The 14,742-nt window shown below is 61.8% G+C and carries 15 protein-coding genes and 1 pseudogene; 5 read left to right on the forward strand and 11 right to left on the reverse strand.

The features are described 5' to 3' along the window. Positions 1–65: 65 nt before the first annotated feature. The 9 genes from ACWDSJ_RS14220 to ACWDSJ_RS14260 form a co-directional block, all read right to left on the reverse strand. Positions 66–698, reverse strand: coding sequence for an MT-A70 family methyltransferase (locus tag ACWDSJ_RS14220; RefSeq protein ID WP_450032100.1), 633 nt, complete (start codon positions 696–698; stop codon positions 66–68). Next, positions 695–1,672, reverse strand: coding sequence for a replication-relaxation family protein (locus ACWDSJ_RS14225; RefSeq protein ID WP_450032102.1), 978 nt, complete (start codon positions 1,670–1,672; stop codon positions 695–697). Before ACWDSJ_RS14225 ends, ACWDSJ_RS14220 begins: the two co-directional genes overlap by 4 nt. Further along, positions 1,669–3,885 carry a type IV secretory system conjugative DNA transfer family protein gene (locus ACWDSJ_RS14230; RefSeq protein WP_450032104.1) on the reverse strand — a complete coding sequence of 739 codons (2,217 nt, stop codon included), beginning with the start codon at positions 3,883–3,885 and terminating at the stop codon, positions 1,669–1,671. The genes ACWDSJ_RS14225 and ACWDSJ_RS14230 overlap by 4 nt, the downstream gene beginning before the upstream one ends. After that, on the reverse strand, positions 3,872–4,195 hold the full coding sequence (locus ACWDSJ_RS14235) for a hypothetical protein (RefSeq protein ID WP_450032106.1): 324 nt from the start codon (positions 4,193–4,195) through the stop codon (positions 3,872–3,874). Before ACWDSJ_RS14235 ends, ACWDSJ_RS14230 begins: the two co-directional genes overlap by 14 nt. Before the next feature lie 239 nt (positions 4,196–4,434). Continuing rightward, positions 4,435–4,650, reverse strand: coding sequence for a hypothetical protein (locus tag ACWDSJ_RS14240; protein WP_450032108.1), 216 nt, complete (start codon positions 4,648–4,650; stop codon positions 4,435–4,437). Next, positions 4,638–4,889 carry a hypothetical protein gene (locus ACWDSJ_RS14245; protein ID WP_450032110.1) on the reverse strand — a complete coding sequence of 84 codons (252 nt, stop codon included), beginning with the start codon at positions 4,887–4,889 and terminating at the stop codon, positions 4,638–4,640. The genes ACWDSJ_RS14240 and ACWDSJ_RS14245 overlap by 13 nt, the downstream gene beginning before the upstream one ends. Positions 4,890–4,891: 2 nt before the next feature. After that, entirely contained in the window at positions 4,892–6,331 is a 1,440-nt protein-coding gene (locus tag ACWDSJ_RS14250; protein ID WP_450032112.1) for a hypothetical protein, read from the reverse strand. 59 nt (positions 6,332–6,390) lie between these two features. Beyond that, positions 6,391–7,563, reverse strand: a complete 1,173-nt coding sequence (locus tag ACWDSJ_RS14255; RefSeq protein WP_450032114.1) for an OmpA family protein — start codon at positions 7,561–7,563, stop codon at positions 6,391–6,393. A gap of 506 nt (positions 7,564–8,069) precedes the next feature. Beyond that, positions 8,070–8,582: a hypothetical protein gene (locus tag ACWDSJ_RS14260; protein ID WP_450032116.1), complete on the reverse strand. Its 513-nt coding sequence runs from the start codon at positions 8,580–8,582 to the stop codon at positions 8,070–8,072. Between the two features lie 185 nt (positions 8,583–8,767). On the opposite strand from ACWDSJ_RS14260, the gene ACWDSJ_RS14265 reads away from it, so the two are divergent. The 4 genes and pseudogenes from ACWDSJ_RS14265 (at position 8,768) to ACWDSJ_RS14280 (ending at position 13,035) form a co-directional block, all read left to right on the forward strand. Beyond that, positions 8,768–10,453, forward strand: a complete 1,686-nt coding sequence (locus tag ACWDSJ_RS14265) for an ATP-binding protein (protein WP_450032118.1) — start codon at positions 8,768–8,770, stop codon at positions 10,451–10,453. A gap of 52 nt (positions 10,454–10,505) precedes the next feature. Next, the gene (locus ACWDSJ_RS14270) at positions 10,506–11,756 is read left to right on the forward strand and encodes a tetratricopeptide repeat protein (protein WP_450032120.1); all 1,251 of its coding nucleotides are present in this window, start codon (positions 10,506–10,508) and stop codon (positions 11,754–11,756) included. 137 nt (positions 11,757–11,893) lie between these two features. Then, positions 11,894–12,295 (forward strand): annotated as a pseudogene (gene ndk / locus ACWDSJ_RS14275) (nucleoside-diphosphate kinase); the annotation flags it as partial. Positions 12,296–12,363: 68 nt separating this feature from the next. Continuing rightward, positions 12,364–13,035, forward strand: a complete 672-nt coding sequence (locus tag ACWDSJ_RS14280) for a hypothetical protein (RefSeq protein WP_450032122.1) — start codon at positions 12,364–12,366, stop codon at positions 13,033–13,035. Here ACWDSJ_RS14280 and ACWDSJ_RS14285 read toward each other — a convergent pair. Further along, positions 13,011–13,343, reverse strand: coding sequence for a hypothetical protein (locus ACWDSJ_RS14285; RefSeq protein WP_450032124.1), 333 nt, complete (start codon positions 13,341–13,343; stop codon positions 13,011–13,013). The two genes, ACWDSJ_RS14280 and ACWDSJ_RS14285, sit on opposite strands and share 25 nt — an antisense overlap. 90 nt (positions 13,344–13,433) lie before the next feature. On the opposite strand from ACWDSJ_RS14285, the gene ACWDSJ_RS14290 reads away from it, so the two are divergent. After that, on the forward strand, positions 13,434–13,664 hold the full coding sequence (locus ACWDSJ_RS14290) for a helix-turn-helix domain-containing protein (RefSeq protein ID WP_450032498.1): 231 nt from the start codon (positions 13,434–13,436) through the stop codon (positions 13,662–13,664). A 62-nt stretch (positions 13,665–13,726) separates the two neighbouring features. Here ACWDSJ_RS14290 and ACWDSJ_RS14295 read toward each other — a convergent pair whose 3' ends face one another. Next, positions 13,727–14,740, reverse strand: a complete 1,014-nt coding sequence (locus ACWDSJ_RS14295) for a radical SAM protein (RefSeq protein WP_450032126.1) — start codon at positions 14,738–14,740, stop codon at positions 13,727–13,729. Between the last annotated feature and the right edge of the window lie 2 nt (positions 14,741–14,742).

The following is a 14,742-nucleotide window of genomic DNA, read 5'->3' on the forward strand; positions in this document are numbered from 1 at the left end:
GCGGCCGGTAAGCGCTTGCTGCGCTTACGATTGCGGCCGCAGGACACCGACGAGGCAGGGGCAGTTCAGGCGGCGAGATCGTCTGGTGCTGCGCGTGGTTGGTTGTATCGCTGCTGAAGGTGCTTCGCGTCGGACGGCACCGGGTAGCCGGGAATTACGATGTCGGAGTCGATTTCGTTGCCCCAGACGTCCCAGCCGGGTTGCCGCCGCCGAGCGAACAGCTCCAAATACGGTCCCGGACTGACTCTTTCGATGATCGCGAACTGCTCTTCCGGCTTGTGGCTGTGCTCCTGCACCGGGGCGATGAACCACGTTGGTTGGGCCCGGAAGTTCACTGCGGCTTTACCTTTCGTGCCGAACAGCACATGCTCGGTCATGTTGCGCAGGTACTGGCCGAGCTGCAAGCGCGGCTTGACCCAAGTAAGCGGCGACCGATAGGTGAAGCCCCAAGCCTCCATCACGTCGTAGCCCGCCCGCCAGGCGCCGTTGGTGACCCACAGCCACAGGTACGCATCGTCTTCCGTCAGTTCGCCAACTGGCATGTTCTTGATCTGCTCGACGGTCATCAGGTCGTAATGACGAATCGCGCCGACGTGACCGCGCTGGAGAATGTCCCAGGGAGGGTCGGCCATGATCGTGCGGTAGCGCTTGTGTGGCGCTGAGACCTTCTGTGGCTGAGTGATTTTGGCGTTCATCATAGGTCACCTCCTTTGCGTGTTAGTTCGATGAGTTGTTCAGGCGCGATGATGTGGAAGCGGATGTGAGTGAGTGCCCGGTCGCCGTCGATGGCGCGTCGTAGCGCGTCGCGCCGCGCCTGGGCCTTGTGCGGATCGGGATGGCTCATGCTCCAGACCACGAGGGGGAACGCGCCGTTGTTTTGGTCTTGTTCGGTGCCGCTGCGCCAGTACGCCTCGTATTCATGACATTTGGCGAGCAAGGTCGGTCGGACGCTTTCGTTACCCCTGTCGATCTCGATGAACCAGCTGTCGATGTACTCGCTGCCGGGTTCGGGAGCGGTTTCGGCATACAAATCCGGTTTGAGGGTGAAACGTGTGCCGCTGGCGCTGAGGTAGGTGCGCCACGACGACGGTTCGACCTCGCAGCGCAGCAATTCCACCCGCCGCTCCCGGTCGGCCTCTATCAGCGCCACATGCGCGCTGGCGATGGCGAGGGTGTGATCGACGAAGCGCGCGCTCGGATCCAGGCGGGGGCGACGCACGGTGCGACCGGTTGATCCCCGCAGCAGTTGGTCTCCGACGACGTCGACGTAGTGCACGAGCCCATCTGCTCCCGCCCGCGTGCCGCCGACCCGACGAGGCAGGCCACCCAGCACCCGAAGTTCACGCAGCCGAGCACAAACACGGCGGGCGGCGCGGGCCCGGTTCGAGGCCGTGTTGCCCATGAAGTGCAGTGCCTCGATCTGCGCGAGCGTCAGAAATCGGTGTTCGGCAACTGACTGCAAGATCGCGAGGTCGCGGTCGCTGAGGCTGCGTGCGATGAGTGTGACGTCGTGCTGGCGGCGGCGCTGCTTCGGTTTCGGCCGCTGGGGTGCGGTGCCCCTACGGGCACCGTCATTAGTTGACCCTATTCGGGAGAATTGAGGGCTGACCGGCGACGATGCGGACGAGTGAGTCGACGTGAAAGGGCGGTCGATAGGGCTAGGCGTCGTCATACGCTCCTCCTCCGTCGTCCGGCTCCGCTTCCCTCGCCAGGACCATTGACCGTCTCCATTAGCTCGGTGAACTGCGCCTCGATCTCCTCGCGTGGCGTGCCGTAGCGCTCGCGGCTCAGGCGCCGGATTTCGTTCGGATCGCTGGTTTTCTCTCCTGGCGGGGGCACGGTGACACCGGAGGTCCACGGCTGGGCGGAGTTGTCGCGGATCAGGCTGGCGTAGACGTGGTGGGCGGGCAGTTGGGTGAAGTCCTCTGGGCTGAGCACCGATTGTCCGGTGGCCATGTCGCGGGCGTCGCCTGGTTGCAGTTGGAAGCAGATCTTGTTGCGGGCGTTGTTGCGGAAGGCTTCGAGCATGTAGCCGGGTAGCTGTGCCTGGTGTTGGTGGGCCAGGTGGTAGCCGACTTTCAAGGATCGGAACAAGGCCAGGGCTTCGTCAAGATCAGTAGAGAATTTCAGAAACTCCTGCACCTCGTCGACGTAGACCATCACCTCGGTCCGCTGTTCCTCTGGCACGGCGGCGCGTTCGCGGATCGCCTGGGACAGTTCGGCGAGCACGATCGCGCTGAGCAGTTGGGCCAGTTCCGGCCCGATCGGCCCCTTTTGCAGCGGGACCAGCAGCACCTTGTTCTCCGTCAGTACTTGGCGCACATTGAATTTGGGGTGTCGCTGGGCCACCACCGCGCGCAGGTTCTTCGCCAGCAGCGGCCGGAGCTTGTTGGATAGGGGCCCGGTGATGTGGGCTTTGGCGTCGTCGGATTGGGCCTCGAACCGTTCCCAGAACCACCCGGCGTCGAGCGGATCCTCCTTGATCAGGTCCTTGGTCAACTGGCGCCGGAACCGCTCGTTGGTCAGGATCATCGGCAGCATGACCAAACTGGCGTCGTCGCGCCGCGCGATCGCTTCGAGGCTGTGGCGCAAGATGTCGGCCGAGCGCGGGGATTTCGCCGCGCCGAGCGCATCGCCGTAGAGGGCGGCGAACATCGCAAACATCACGTCGGCAACCACTTCCGGACTACGGCCCGCACGGTAGTTACCGTCCAGCGGGTTGATCCCGACCGGCGCGTCATCGAGGGCATCGAGCACCACGATGTCGTGCTTCCGGCTCTCGGGTATGTGGCAAAGGATGTCTGCCACAAGATCTTTCGGCTCGATCACCACCACAGGACGGCCCGCTTCCAGGTCTTGAATGATCAGGTTGAGCAAGATCGTCGACTTGCCCACACCACTCGGCCCGAGCAGCCAGGTGTGCCGCATGGCGTCGGTGACGCCGTACCCGATAGCCGCCTCTTTCATCCCCGGTGCGTTCGAGGTCGCGATCACCCGCTCCCCGGTGAGCAGCGGTGGGGTGGGGCGAATCGGCTTGGGATGCAGCGGCGGTTGCCCAGGAAACTGCTCGTCCCGTTCACTCACCGGCCAGGCCAGCAGGTGGCTCAGTTCCGGCACGCTGAGCGGCTGCGCTGGGGTCAGGATCGACCAGGTGGCCTTCGGCTCGTTGATCTTCCCAGCCTTCTCCTCGGCGAGCTTGAAATGCACGCCAGCGGTTTCCACCGTCCCGATCGCCGCGGCCAGGCCGAGCAGCAAGGATTTCCGCCGCTCCGCAGTGCCAGCCTCGACGCCGATGCGAATCACGGCGGAAAAGCCGTGTTGGCCGAGCTTGCGGGCGAGGGCCTGACGGGCGTTCGGTCGTTTGTCCGGCAGCAGGCCGTGGAAGACCTTCGAGGCCATCGACTGATGCCCACCGTGCGGCTGTTCAATCGGGGGCAACATCGGGTGGCGGCGCGGGCCGAGCACGACCTGAATCACCAGGCGCTCAGTGCCTTTGACGGCTGTGAGGGCACTCAGGATGGACCGAGCCGAGGCGATCCGATCGACCGGTTCCAGCGGCCAGTCCGTCGCGGTCAGTTTCAGGCGCCGCGCGGTCACGATGGAACTGCGATCCTCGGGATCGAACTCGGTCACAACCGATCCAGGCACCAGTTGCTCGACCGAACGGCGAACCCCGTGGGCGTGCCGAAGCTGGCTGCCGACAAGATATTCGACACTGGCACCGTCCTTCTCGTATTGGCTGCGCGCCTCCAAGATCAGCTGTGGTGCGTGCTTTTGTGCGGCCCAGTGACGCAGCAGCGACGTCGCGGCCCCTTCACGAAACGGGCTGGGCCAGAACAGCAGTTGCCAGACGAGGGAGTCGGGGGCGGTATCACTCACTGTCATGTTTGGCCTCCTCGTCTTCGTGATCGGTGCTGGGCGGTGTGGTAGGGGAGGGCTGACCGGTGTCGGCGGGCCGTCGAGTATTTCCTGGTCGCTGGCCGTCGAGTCCTTTGAGGAGATCCGCCACGTCGCTGACTTGGGGTTTACTCAGGCCCATTTCTTCCAATTCCATCGCGATTACCGCCCGGCTAAGCTGGTAATAATCCGGCGGCTCTTTGCGCACACCACGCACAGTGATGTGATGCTGCGCCCGATCCGGGCGATTGCGTCCCTTGCGAGGTCGGCGGTAGTTGTAGCGTCCGGTTTTCGACATAATGCTGCTCCTTTGCGAATTACGGTTGTTATTCGAATGCGAAGTCCCGCTTGAGGAAATCGACGTTTGGCGTTGCGTTTTGGCAACGTTCAACTGGCCCCAACTATGCGTTGCGTATTCGCAACGATCAAGAGGTTTTGTTTAAACTACAACACCGAAAGGGGGAAGTTTCTAGAGGTGAATCGGTAGGAAAAGTCGGCTTGCGTGATTGCCCGGGGCGTGTGCGAACGGCATGCGGTTCACCACTCGGCACGCATTCGCCGCCAGATGACGATCCCGCCGACGATCAACGCGACCAGCCCGATCACCCCGAGGATCACCGCCAGCGTGGGCCACATCGACTGGATCAAGCTGACGGCGAAGTAGAGGGCGATCACGCCCAGCAGGACGCTGATACAAGCCCGCTTGAACGCCTCGGCCATGCCCTGAGGTGAATCCCCGCTCACCGCGGCCACCGCCGCACCCAGTCGATGGCCTCGTTGGCCACCAGTCCGGCGAAGACCAGCGCCAACCGGCTGCTCGTCGGTGCCAGCTCCTGCCGCTGCCCGGCGTAGCGCTGGATCTCGCGAGAGAGGCGCAAGCTGCGCCTGACCACGAAATTGACCAGCTCGCTGCATGTTTCGAGATCGTCACCTTGCGGCACCTTCGGCCCCAGTTCGTTCAGGACGACGCGGTGGTTCGTCGGACGGTCCATGTTCACCACTCCCCGCCGAGGTCGTCGGCCGCGTCGTCGTCCGCGTTCGCCGGGGCGGTCGGCTCCTTCACCGTGTCGGCCGTGGCCGGTGCGACGTCCTCGGCCACCAGATCCGTCAGGCGATCCATCAGTTGATCGAGCACCGAGTGGTCGATGCTGACCGGTGGTGCGGTCAGGTTGGTCGACGGATTGCCCTGCTGCGAAAGGAAAGTCGCCTCGGCACCGCATCCTTGGTGGTACGACCGGGCCAGCAGCCGCACCTGATCCGCCCCCTTGAGCGGCGCACCCATCTTCGCGAGCGTGGCGGCGACGATCCTCTCGGCCTTCAGCTTCAGCGGCGGCAATTGGGCTGCCAGACCGTCGATCTGACGCTGCAACGCCACCCGCTGCCGCTCGATCGGTTCGAGTTGCGCGGCCAGGTGTCCAACCTCGTCGGTCTGGAGCGAGCCGTCACGGAACTTGGTCGCGAACGCCACCACGTTGACCACGATGACGATGAGCGCGAAGAACACCCCCAAGATCGCCGCGCCCGTGAGGCCGCCGCCCGCCGCCAGGCTGTCGCTGATGATCCGGTAGGCCATGACGATCCCCGCTCCGATGCCGAGCATCGTCGCCAGGCCCACGAACAGCAGCGGCAAGACACGCGCCCGGCCCGCAGGCACGGCGATCCCGCCATATTCGTCCTTGCAGCCCTTCAGCTCCCGGCCAAAGAACTTCAAACCCGCGGCCACGGCCGCGGTGCCCAAGCAGGCGAAGACGATGGCCGTGATGAGCGGGATCAGGCTGCCGCCCCACGCGGCGCCGTCGCCGTTACTGAGACCGGTCAGGTCGACGTTGAACACCTGGCTCAAGAAATACAACAGCACCGGGAAGTCCAGCAGCGCCGCCCAGGTGGAAAAGCGGTGCAACCACACCGGTACCCGTCGATGCTTCAGGCTCCCGGCGTCGCGCTCCTCGGTGATCGTCGTACTGACGGTGCGCATCCGCTCGGTGGCCTCGCGCGCCGTGACGACGTCGCCGTTCATACCGGTCACCGGAAGATCGTCCAGGCGGTCGAGTTCCTCCCGGGCCGTGGCGATTTCGCCCCTGATACTGGCGGCCTGGTCCACCAGCTGACCGAGCTGCTCGGCCCCATGGTCGCGGGCTTCCTCGGCGGCCAGCATGCCCTTGCTCATGACCAGGGCTTCCATCTGGCTGAAGGTATCCGGATCGCGCTGCTCACCGATGCGCTGTTGTTCGCTATGCAGTGCCAGCACCTGGGGCAGCCAATCGCGGGGGATCGGCTTGCCGGTCGTGAGGGACAGGGCGATGTCGCGCGTCGGGATGGAAGGTGTGACGGGCGAGGAATTCTCGGTGGGTGCCGACGATTCGGCGGCCGCAGTGGGCGGGACGTCGTGGTGGTTGATGTGTCCGTTGGTGGCCGCGGTGGGCTGGATGGTCATGGCAGGATCTCCAATCTGGTTGGGGGATAGAAATTCTGGGGAGAAGGGGTTGGCGGACATCACCGGCCGCCGCGGTGGAAGGTCAGCTCGACGCGCCGGTTTTGCTGGGCCTTGGCCTCGTCGAACCGGCCATCGGTGAAGTTCGGCAGGACGGGCTCGCTGGCGCCCTTACCCGTGACCCTGCCGAGCTGACGGGCCGAAAGCCCCAGAGCGACAAGCCGATTGGCAACGGCGTGGGCGCGCTGGCCGGACAGATCACCGTCATCCCGGCCGGAGCCGGTGTCGGCAATATGGCCGGTGATGTCGATGGACTGGACGTTGCACTGCACCGCGGACGCGACGATCGGGCGGAGGGCATCGTCGGCATTGGGTGGCAAGGCGGCGCTATCGGGCGCGAAGTGCAGCGCCTGATCGGTCAAGCTGGCCCAGACCGGGCAACCTCCCTCGGTGATGGCGTCCGGCACGGGTACGACCGGCACCGGGAGGGTGGCCACCGGCGCCGCCGCGGACATAGCGTCGTGGGCGACAGTGCAACTGGCAGCTCCAGCCCGCTGGCAGATGCCCACCCAGAGCTGCTCGACCAGGGAACGGGCGAAGGGTGGCAGACCCGGCTGCGATCCGGCCGCAATGCCCAAGCCATGGAACGTCACGTGACGGCCAGTGAGGCTAAACAGGCGGCCCTGCCGAGCGATGCTGTCGATGACGCTGTCCGGCTTGGCGTTCCAGCCGATGACACGCCAATCGACCGGCGCGGCCGTACTAATGCCGGAGGAAATCACCTCGATGTCGCCGGGCAACTGACTGGCACGATCGAGCAGGCCGAGCAGATCGAGACCGGGCTGGTCGGCACGGGCGTCCGCTACCGAATCGCCCAGTTCGCGCACCGAGGCGGCGATCTGGCGATCGGCGTCGGCCGTGGCGTGCTGAACCTGGCCGTTCGGGCGGACCGGCGTCAGGTCCGTCGTGGTGATCGTCCCGGTGGCCGAGGACACCACGTGCACGGCGGCGTCGCCGGGGTGCTTGGACTGCTTGGCCATGTCGATCAGCTTGGAGACGAGCGAGTCCGGCAGAGCGACACGCGGTTCGGCGCTGGTGGAGGTGGCGACGATGGTGATCGCGGAGGGCACTTTGGTAGCGGGTGCCGCGGTGCAGCCGATCAGGCTGAGCAGCGTGGCCAAGGAGAGGAGGATCGCGACACCGGCGGCGAGGCCGGCGCGGGCGCGATCAACCATCCACGCTCGTGGCGCGATGGGGTTTACGGTGGGAGGGGCCATGCGGAACTCCTTTGCTAGGCGTTGGAAGGCTTGGATGAGGGATGAATTCGGATGGCACGTCGGGGCCTGACGCCGGATGGCCGTCCGGCACCAGGCGTACGCATCACCGCGGCCAGCGGTCGACCGCTCGGGCGTGGGCGGTTGCGCGGGCCTGTTGAGGGGGGCGACTTCGACCATAGAACGCCTGAAAACCCTTGTGTACCAGGCGATTTGTCAAGATCCGTCAAGCGGTTGACAGATCCCATACGCCGCCGCACGCAGCGTGCTGTTGGCGATTTGACAGGAGTTGACAACGGTGTCGCAGATCACATCGCCAGCGTCGATTGCTTATGAGGAGGGCGAGGTCAGAAAGTAAATGCCCGCCCTCCAGATAGAGAGCGGGCGGGCGTGGGCGCGCAGATGGTTGGTGCTGCCTGTCGGCGAGATGGAGGTCCTATTGAGGGGCGACTGGTGCGCCGTTGAGGCTATCGGGTGAGGTCGGCGTTTGCGACGAAGTCGACCCGTGCCCAGCAGTAATCCCCCATGTTGCTGACGAGGTCGGTGACGATGCCTAGCAGGGACTTTTCGTCCTCCGAGTAGGTCTCGTCGTCAGGGTCGAGCCAGGGCATCGTCATGGCGACGCGGCGTTCGATGACAGTGGTGTGTCCTTCGGCGTCGGTTGTCACTAGGTCGAGCCGCGACGGATCTTGGAGGTAGTCATCGGTGATCATGGTGTAGAGCGTCGGCGTCAGTCCGAGGAACTGCTGCCACCGCTCGTAGTGCGCATCCGGGTCGAGGAGAAGCTGGTGTTTCAAATCCTCTCGAAGGCGAAACAGCCACGCCTCGTAGTAGAACCAGAGTGTTTGGCGGCTGACGGACGATAGGTTGCCGTCAGGATCGAAGGTGCGGATGGACTGCCAGAACGCCTCGCGGAGCTTGATGAGCTGCTTGGCGATCGTTTGTGCGCGATTTGGGTCGCGGTATGACACATCGGGCATCAGGAGGTTTCCCTTCTACTGATGCGCGCCCCTTTTGTAGTAACACAAAACTGCCAGAGGAACAAGCGTTGCCGCGTGTTTCTGCCGCGACATCTGCGAGCTGTACGATTCGTTGTCAGTGTGGGCAGTGCTGAGACAAGGGGATTCATGCTGATGCTGATAGCTCACGCTCGGGAGACGTGGTGATGACCGACAGCAGCGCCGAGGACGAGCACCGTGCGAAGGTCGCAGACGATCTGTACTTTCTGTTCAATCGCTATGCCGAGCGCGGTGCAATCAACCTGGCGATATTAGAGCAGCGCACGAACTTGCGCCAGTACATCGCTGACAGGTTGCAAAAGCCAGATGCGGCCGCTCTCAGTGGTGCCGAAATGCTGGAAGTTCTGCGCGCCATAGATTCTCGGGCACGGCCATTTCCAAATGTGCCCTCGTATCCCGCCCACTTGCCCGATGAGCACAAAGTGCTGGCCGTCGGTATCCTGATCCGTCTGTACGAGAGCTATCCCGCTGATATCGTAAAACGTCGTGAGGTGGTGGAGGAGAAGCTTGGCGCGCCGGTCGGGCAGCTACGACGTGAACGGTGGTTGCCGAATTATCTCGACACGTACCTGCGATTCATCGACAACAAGCTCACTGACGACGACGTACGTATCGAGATCATCCGGGAGGTGAGAGTCGAGCTCCGCCGACAGCAGGAACTCCGGACTTCCGCAATATCACCCCCTACGGCGCTCGCCCCTGAGATCGACAGCTCAGGAGCAGATATAGCTACAACTGATGCGTCGAACATATCTTCAGGTGCTCGTCAGGAACCTTCGACGACGTTGGCAGTTGATTGGGAGCGGTGGAAGCGCTACGCCGCTGCGGCTTCGAGTACGACGTTGGTGGGCGTGGAAGCGCAGATTGCCACCTTATCTGGTTATCTGACGAGCGATGATCCCGGCCCTGTCGTAGTTTCCGGTGCCGGTGGTATGGGGAAGACGTCCGTTCTCCTCAAAGCGATGCAGCGGATCGCAAAGCTTAACCGATTCGCCGGAGCGATGTGGACGACGAGCGTCAATTTCAGGCTTGACCGATCAGATAGGCCGCGTGAGAGAGATTATGACTGGCATCAAATTCTCGCCAGCCTCGCCCTGCAAATGGATGTGGATTCCACTCCTGCCGTATCTCGTTTAGAGCGGGATATTCGCCAGCGTATTGAGGCGTTGCCGTCGTATATCCACTTGCTCTGTATAGTCGACAACCTGGAGGGCCTTCACGACGGTACTGAGGTGATTGAGCAATTAACGTCGCTCGGGTTGCGATACCCACACTGCGTCGCCATCACTTCACGTTCAGAAATCGACCGAGTACGCTATGGTGACAAACACATCAAAATGCTGCCGCTCGGCCCCGAGGACACCGCCGATCTCGCGTGTTTAGTTAATCCAGAATTGCGTTCAGCCGGAGAAGTCGGCCAGAGAATGACGGACGAGATCTATCGAGTATCGCACGGCAACCCATACATTATTCGTCTCGTAGCTACTCAATCCGCCGATGCGGGGCTGCCCTTGGACGAGATAATTGCAGACCTGGAACAATCCGACGACACGTATGAGTACTTGTTTCAGCGATCTCTCGACATCCTCGGTAGATTCAGTAGCCCTGAACTGGCGTTCTTTCTGATGCAGGGATTCTGCCGCTTTCGAAGTGGTGTTGCTATTGGATATAAAGAATTGCGCGACCGAAGCTTGATCGAGAGTGACGAAGATTTCAAGCGCACTCTCTCGATCGCGCGTCGACTGAATCTCATTCAAACAACCGAGATAAATCAGCGATACTCAATCCACAGTTTGCTGCATGAATACCTGAAGCGGGTCATCAATGCCTGACGATCAACGATCCGCAGCGGCTGCCAGAACCGGCCGCGAGGGATGGCAGGCAATGGCTGCGCGAACACGGGGCGACAGCGTGGCGCATAATGTCCGACGGCTCCTCGAAACGAGCCCTCAAACTATCGAAGCCCACCAGCTGATCGCGGCACTCGACGACATTATTCGAAGTGACGAACACGAGATCGAAACTGATACCGCTCGTGCCTTGCTCACGTATTCCCTGACATACATGCTCGACATCGGAGCAGATAATGGCTTCGACGCCGACATGGCGCAGGAGTTCGCTACGGCCGTCGATCGCCTGATCGAAGTTCTGCACCGCAAACGGGAAAACGTCACCGACCTGTTGCTGACCCTCGCGCGCTTTCACAGCCAACGCTCGAACGTTGGGGATGCCCGACTAAGAACAGTGCGGCTGGCTTTGGCATATGCTGAAACACCGATTGAGCGGATGGACGCCATGCTGGGGATGGCGCAATTCGAAAACGACCGAAGCAGTTTTCCCGCTGCGCGGCGATGGCTCGCACGGTGCGAAGCGGCAGCCTCCCGCGACCCGCAGCTGCGTCGGCTGTATGACGCCGTATTTTTCACACGACAAGGCTTGACATACTTCTCGTCGAACGCAGCGCGAGCCCGATGGTTCTTTGAGCAAGCGATCGAGGCGGGCACGGAGAACATCGACATCCCCCAGGTAAAGCAAGCTGTTGCTGAAGCGCATCATTATATCGGTCGGGTACTGGCCCAAAATGGAGATTTGGAAGGAGCCGCAGCGGAGTACATGATAGGTAGGAAGATGTCCGGCACCGGCCTCTCGGGCAGCGCCTACTTTCATCTGCGGATGGCCGAGCTGCTCTTCGTCGTGGGCGATCTGAACCACGCGCGGTTCCACCTCGATCAAAGCGACAAAGCGTTCAAAATGACGCGCAATGATAGCGACGGACGAGCCCTTCTCGCCGGAGCCTGGGCTCAGTTCTTCCTGAAGCAGGGGGACATCAACAGTGCCGAGGACATGATAGCTGACGGGCTTGCGCAAGCCCGTCAGGACGGACTATGGCGCCCCCAGCTAATCCTGTTGCAACAGTTGGTGTTTCAGCGACTCGCACAGCGATGGTGGCGCGGTGCCGTCACCGCACTACTGCGAGCAGTTATGCTGTTCTTTCTCCAGGCGCCACGCGATCTACGTAATCTCCCGGCAAGTGTTCGCCAGGCGATCCTTTTAGGAGCGCGAGCGGTGGCAGGACAGATGAAGAAGACCCCAGAAGCAAAAGCCATAGACTTCCATTGCCCATGTGGAAGTTAGACGAGCGGACCACCACTTGGTTGCGTGCATGCGAACGCGCGTGCTGCCTTTGCCCAGGGCGCTGCTGCGTACCCGTGAGCAGACGCTAGAATCCCCAGCTGACGACCCTTGCGACCGTTTGAAAGGCGGAACCCTCCGTGGAGCGCTCCCTGCTCTTGATTAAGCCCGACGCCGTCCAGCGTGACCTCATCGGCAAGATCCTCACACGCATCGAGGAGAAGGGCCTCAAGATCGTCGGCCTGCGGATGTTCTCGTTCGATGCCGAGCTGCTGGCCGAGCACTATGCCCACCATCAGGGCAAGAGCTTCTTCCCGGAGCTGTCGGCCTACATGGTGTCCGGCCCGTCTGTCGCGGTCTGCGTCGAAGGGGTCGATGCGGTGGCGACGCTCCGCCAGCTGACCGGGGTGACCAAGGCCCGCACCGCTGAGCCGGGAACGATCCGCGGCGACTTGGCGATGAGCATCCAGAAGAACCTGGTTCACTCGTCCGATTCGGTGGATACCGCGCTCATCGAGATCAAGCGCTTCTTCCCTGACAGTGACCTGCACACCTACACGGACGCGCTTCAGGATCAGGTGTACACCTCGGACGAACTGGGCAATTAAGCGTGCCCGAGGGTTGGACGCTCGACGGCGAGCTTCAAAAACTGAGCCACAGCGACAGCACCGCCGAGGCACTAGCTTCGGCAGGATTGTTGGATCACGCCGACGAGCCGTTCAGCTTGCGGGTTGACTTCGACTGGATGCGTGGCGGCGCCGAAACGTACATCTACGGCTTCTCTGTCGTTCGAGATTCCGGCACCACCCGATACCTGATGAAAGCATGCGTGGCGTGGGGCTCGGGGTCGCTTGCCGAGATTTTCCAAGCCTGGTTAAACCGGCGGGAAACGCTCGCCAGCCTGGGGATTAGCGTCCCCCGCCTGTACCTGCACGATGCTGCCACTCTTGTCGAAGAGTTCGTGGAGTACGACTTTTTCCCGCACGTCGCGACAGTCTCCGGTCAGCAGCGGCGCGAGCTGCTTCATCAGGCAGGCATTACTGCTGGTCGGCTGTCCGCGGCCGGGTTCCTGCCAATCAGTCTCGTCGACTGGCGCACCCGTGGTGACGACGTGGTGATGGTTGACTTCGGCCAGGACCTCGGCGACTCCGAGTCAGCAGATGATCCGGGTCTCGCCACCCTGTCCGAGGTTGTCACAAACCTTGAGGCTGCTGGCGTCGCCCTCGCGCGTAGCGATATGCGCGTGCTCGAAGACGGCTACACGTTCGGATGCGGTTCGTGACGAAAGCCGATGACTTTTCCTTGGTCGCCTGACTTCGTACGTGTTCGCGGCTGAAAGTCATCTGCGTCGAGCACTCTCAGGATTAGCGCCTTATCCTTATCCTTGATGACCAGGCTGATCGGGTGCGCCGTATATTCGATATGAACATGTCCTTGCTTGTCGCGATCAATAATAATGTCATCGACCAGCGTGCCGCCGGGCTCTAGGTCCTGAAGCCGATCAATCAGTTCCATTAGCGGCACATACAGCTGCTGGAATTTTCTCGCCGCCCTGATTTCGGCGACTTTTTGCGATATTCGTTTTCTCATACACCCCCGTTTCTGCACTCAATATTATTCAATTTGTACAAGACTGACTGTAGAGCTATTGAATACATTTGTCTAGTCTTGATGGTAGATATGAATTATGTTGACACTAAGCTCAGGGTAAAATTCGGGAAACGATTACGCGCTATTCGGCATGATCGAGAGTTGAGTCAAGAGGATTTGGCGGAACGCGCCAACCTGCATCGCACGTATATCAGCGCGATCGAACGGGGTGGGCAAAGTGTCTCGCTGGATAACATGGCGAAACTTGCTCGGGCGTTGAATGTGACGCTGTCGGAACTACTCGACAAGATAGAAAAATAGGCGGGTCTCCCGACCAGCACGAAGCCCCATGCGGCACCGGCTACATGGGGGTTGTTCGCATGCTAACGGACGATCAGTGTCCGCTCCAGATACTTCGACAAATGTTCCTTCCGGTACGGGTAGGCAGCCCAGAGGCCGGCTGCGTCGAGCCCGTACTCGAACCTGTCCGCGGGCTGTGCAGCTACCGGGTCTGCCATGCTGCCGAAGGGGTGGATGCAGTCATCCATACCCCACACCGGCGACGCGACGACGCGACCGTTGGGCTCGATCAACCAGGCATGGCCTTTGCCGATCCGCATCCAATCCGAAATGATGATGCGGGAGCGCCAACCGTTGCGCTCTTTCTCTCCAGCCAGGAAATCAGCCAGGTCGTCCAACTCCTGTTGCGGGACGAACTCCTCGAAGATGTCCTCACTGCGCCCTTTCGGGATCGGCGTGAGGATTTTCGTCTTGACCGCGCCGAGCAGATCGGCCTGCTGACAGATGTAGTGGATGACATCGCGGTTGCCGGGACGTGGCTTGTTGAGCATGTTCCGTTCCGGCGGCATGTACACACAGATTACCGATAACGGAATCTGTTGCAGCGCCACCGACATCAGGCCGCGCGTCACCTTGGGATAGTTGCCGCGAATGGCGTCGTGCTGGCGGCGCGGGCCGTCAAGCGTGACGTCGATGTAGTCCACCAAGTCTTTCAGCCTGGCCGCTTCGTTGGGGCCGATCATCACGGCGTTGGTAGACAGCACGACCAATTCGAACTTGTCGCGAACGTACTCCATGAACGGCCAAAAGTGCTTGTACACCATCGGTTCGCCACCGGCCACGATGATCCGGCGCATGCCTTTGAGCCGGTCGACGCGTTCCAGGTGGACTTCCAGTTTGGTGCTGATGCCGTCCGGTGGCTCGGAACAGTAAACGCACTTGAGGTTGCAAAAGCGCGTGAGCTGATACGTCGCACTGAGCGGGACGGTCATCTTCTCGATGAGGTCTTCGACGGCGTTGTTGTCGTCAGTTCGGTAGCACTGTTCGACATGATCGAAGTGCAGTTCTGGCAGCGGATACATAGCGGTATCGAGCATGT

It is taken from the genome of Nocardia sp. NPDC003482 (assembly GCF_053588115.1).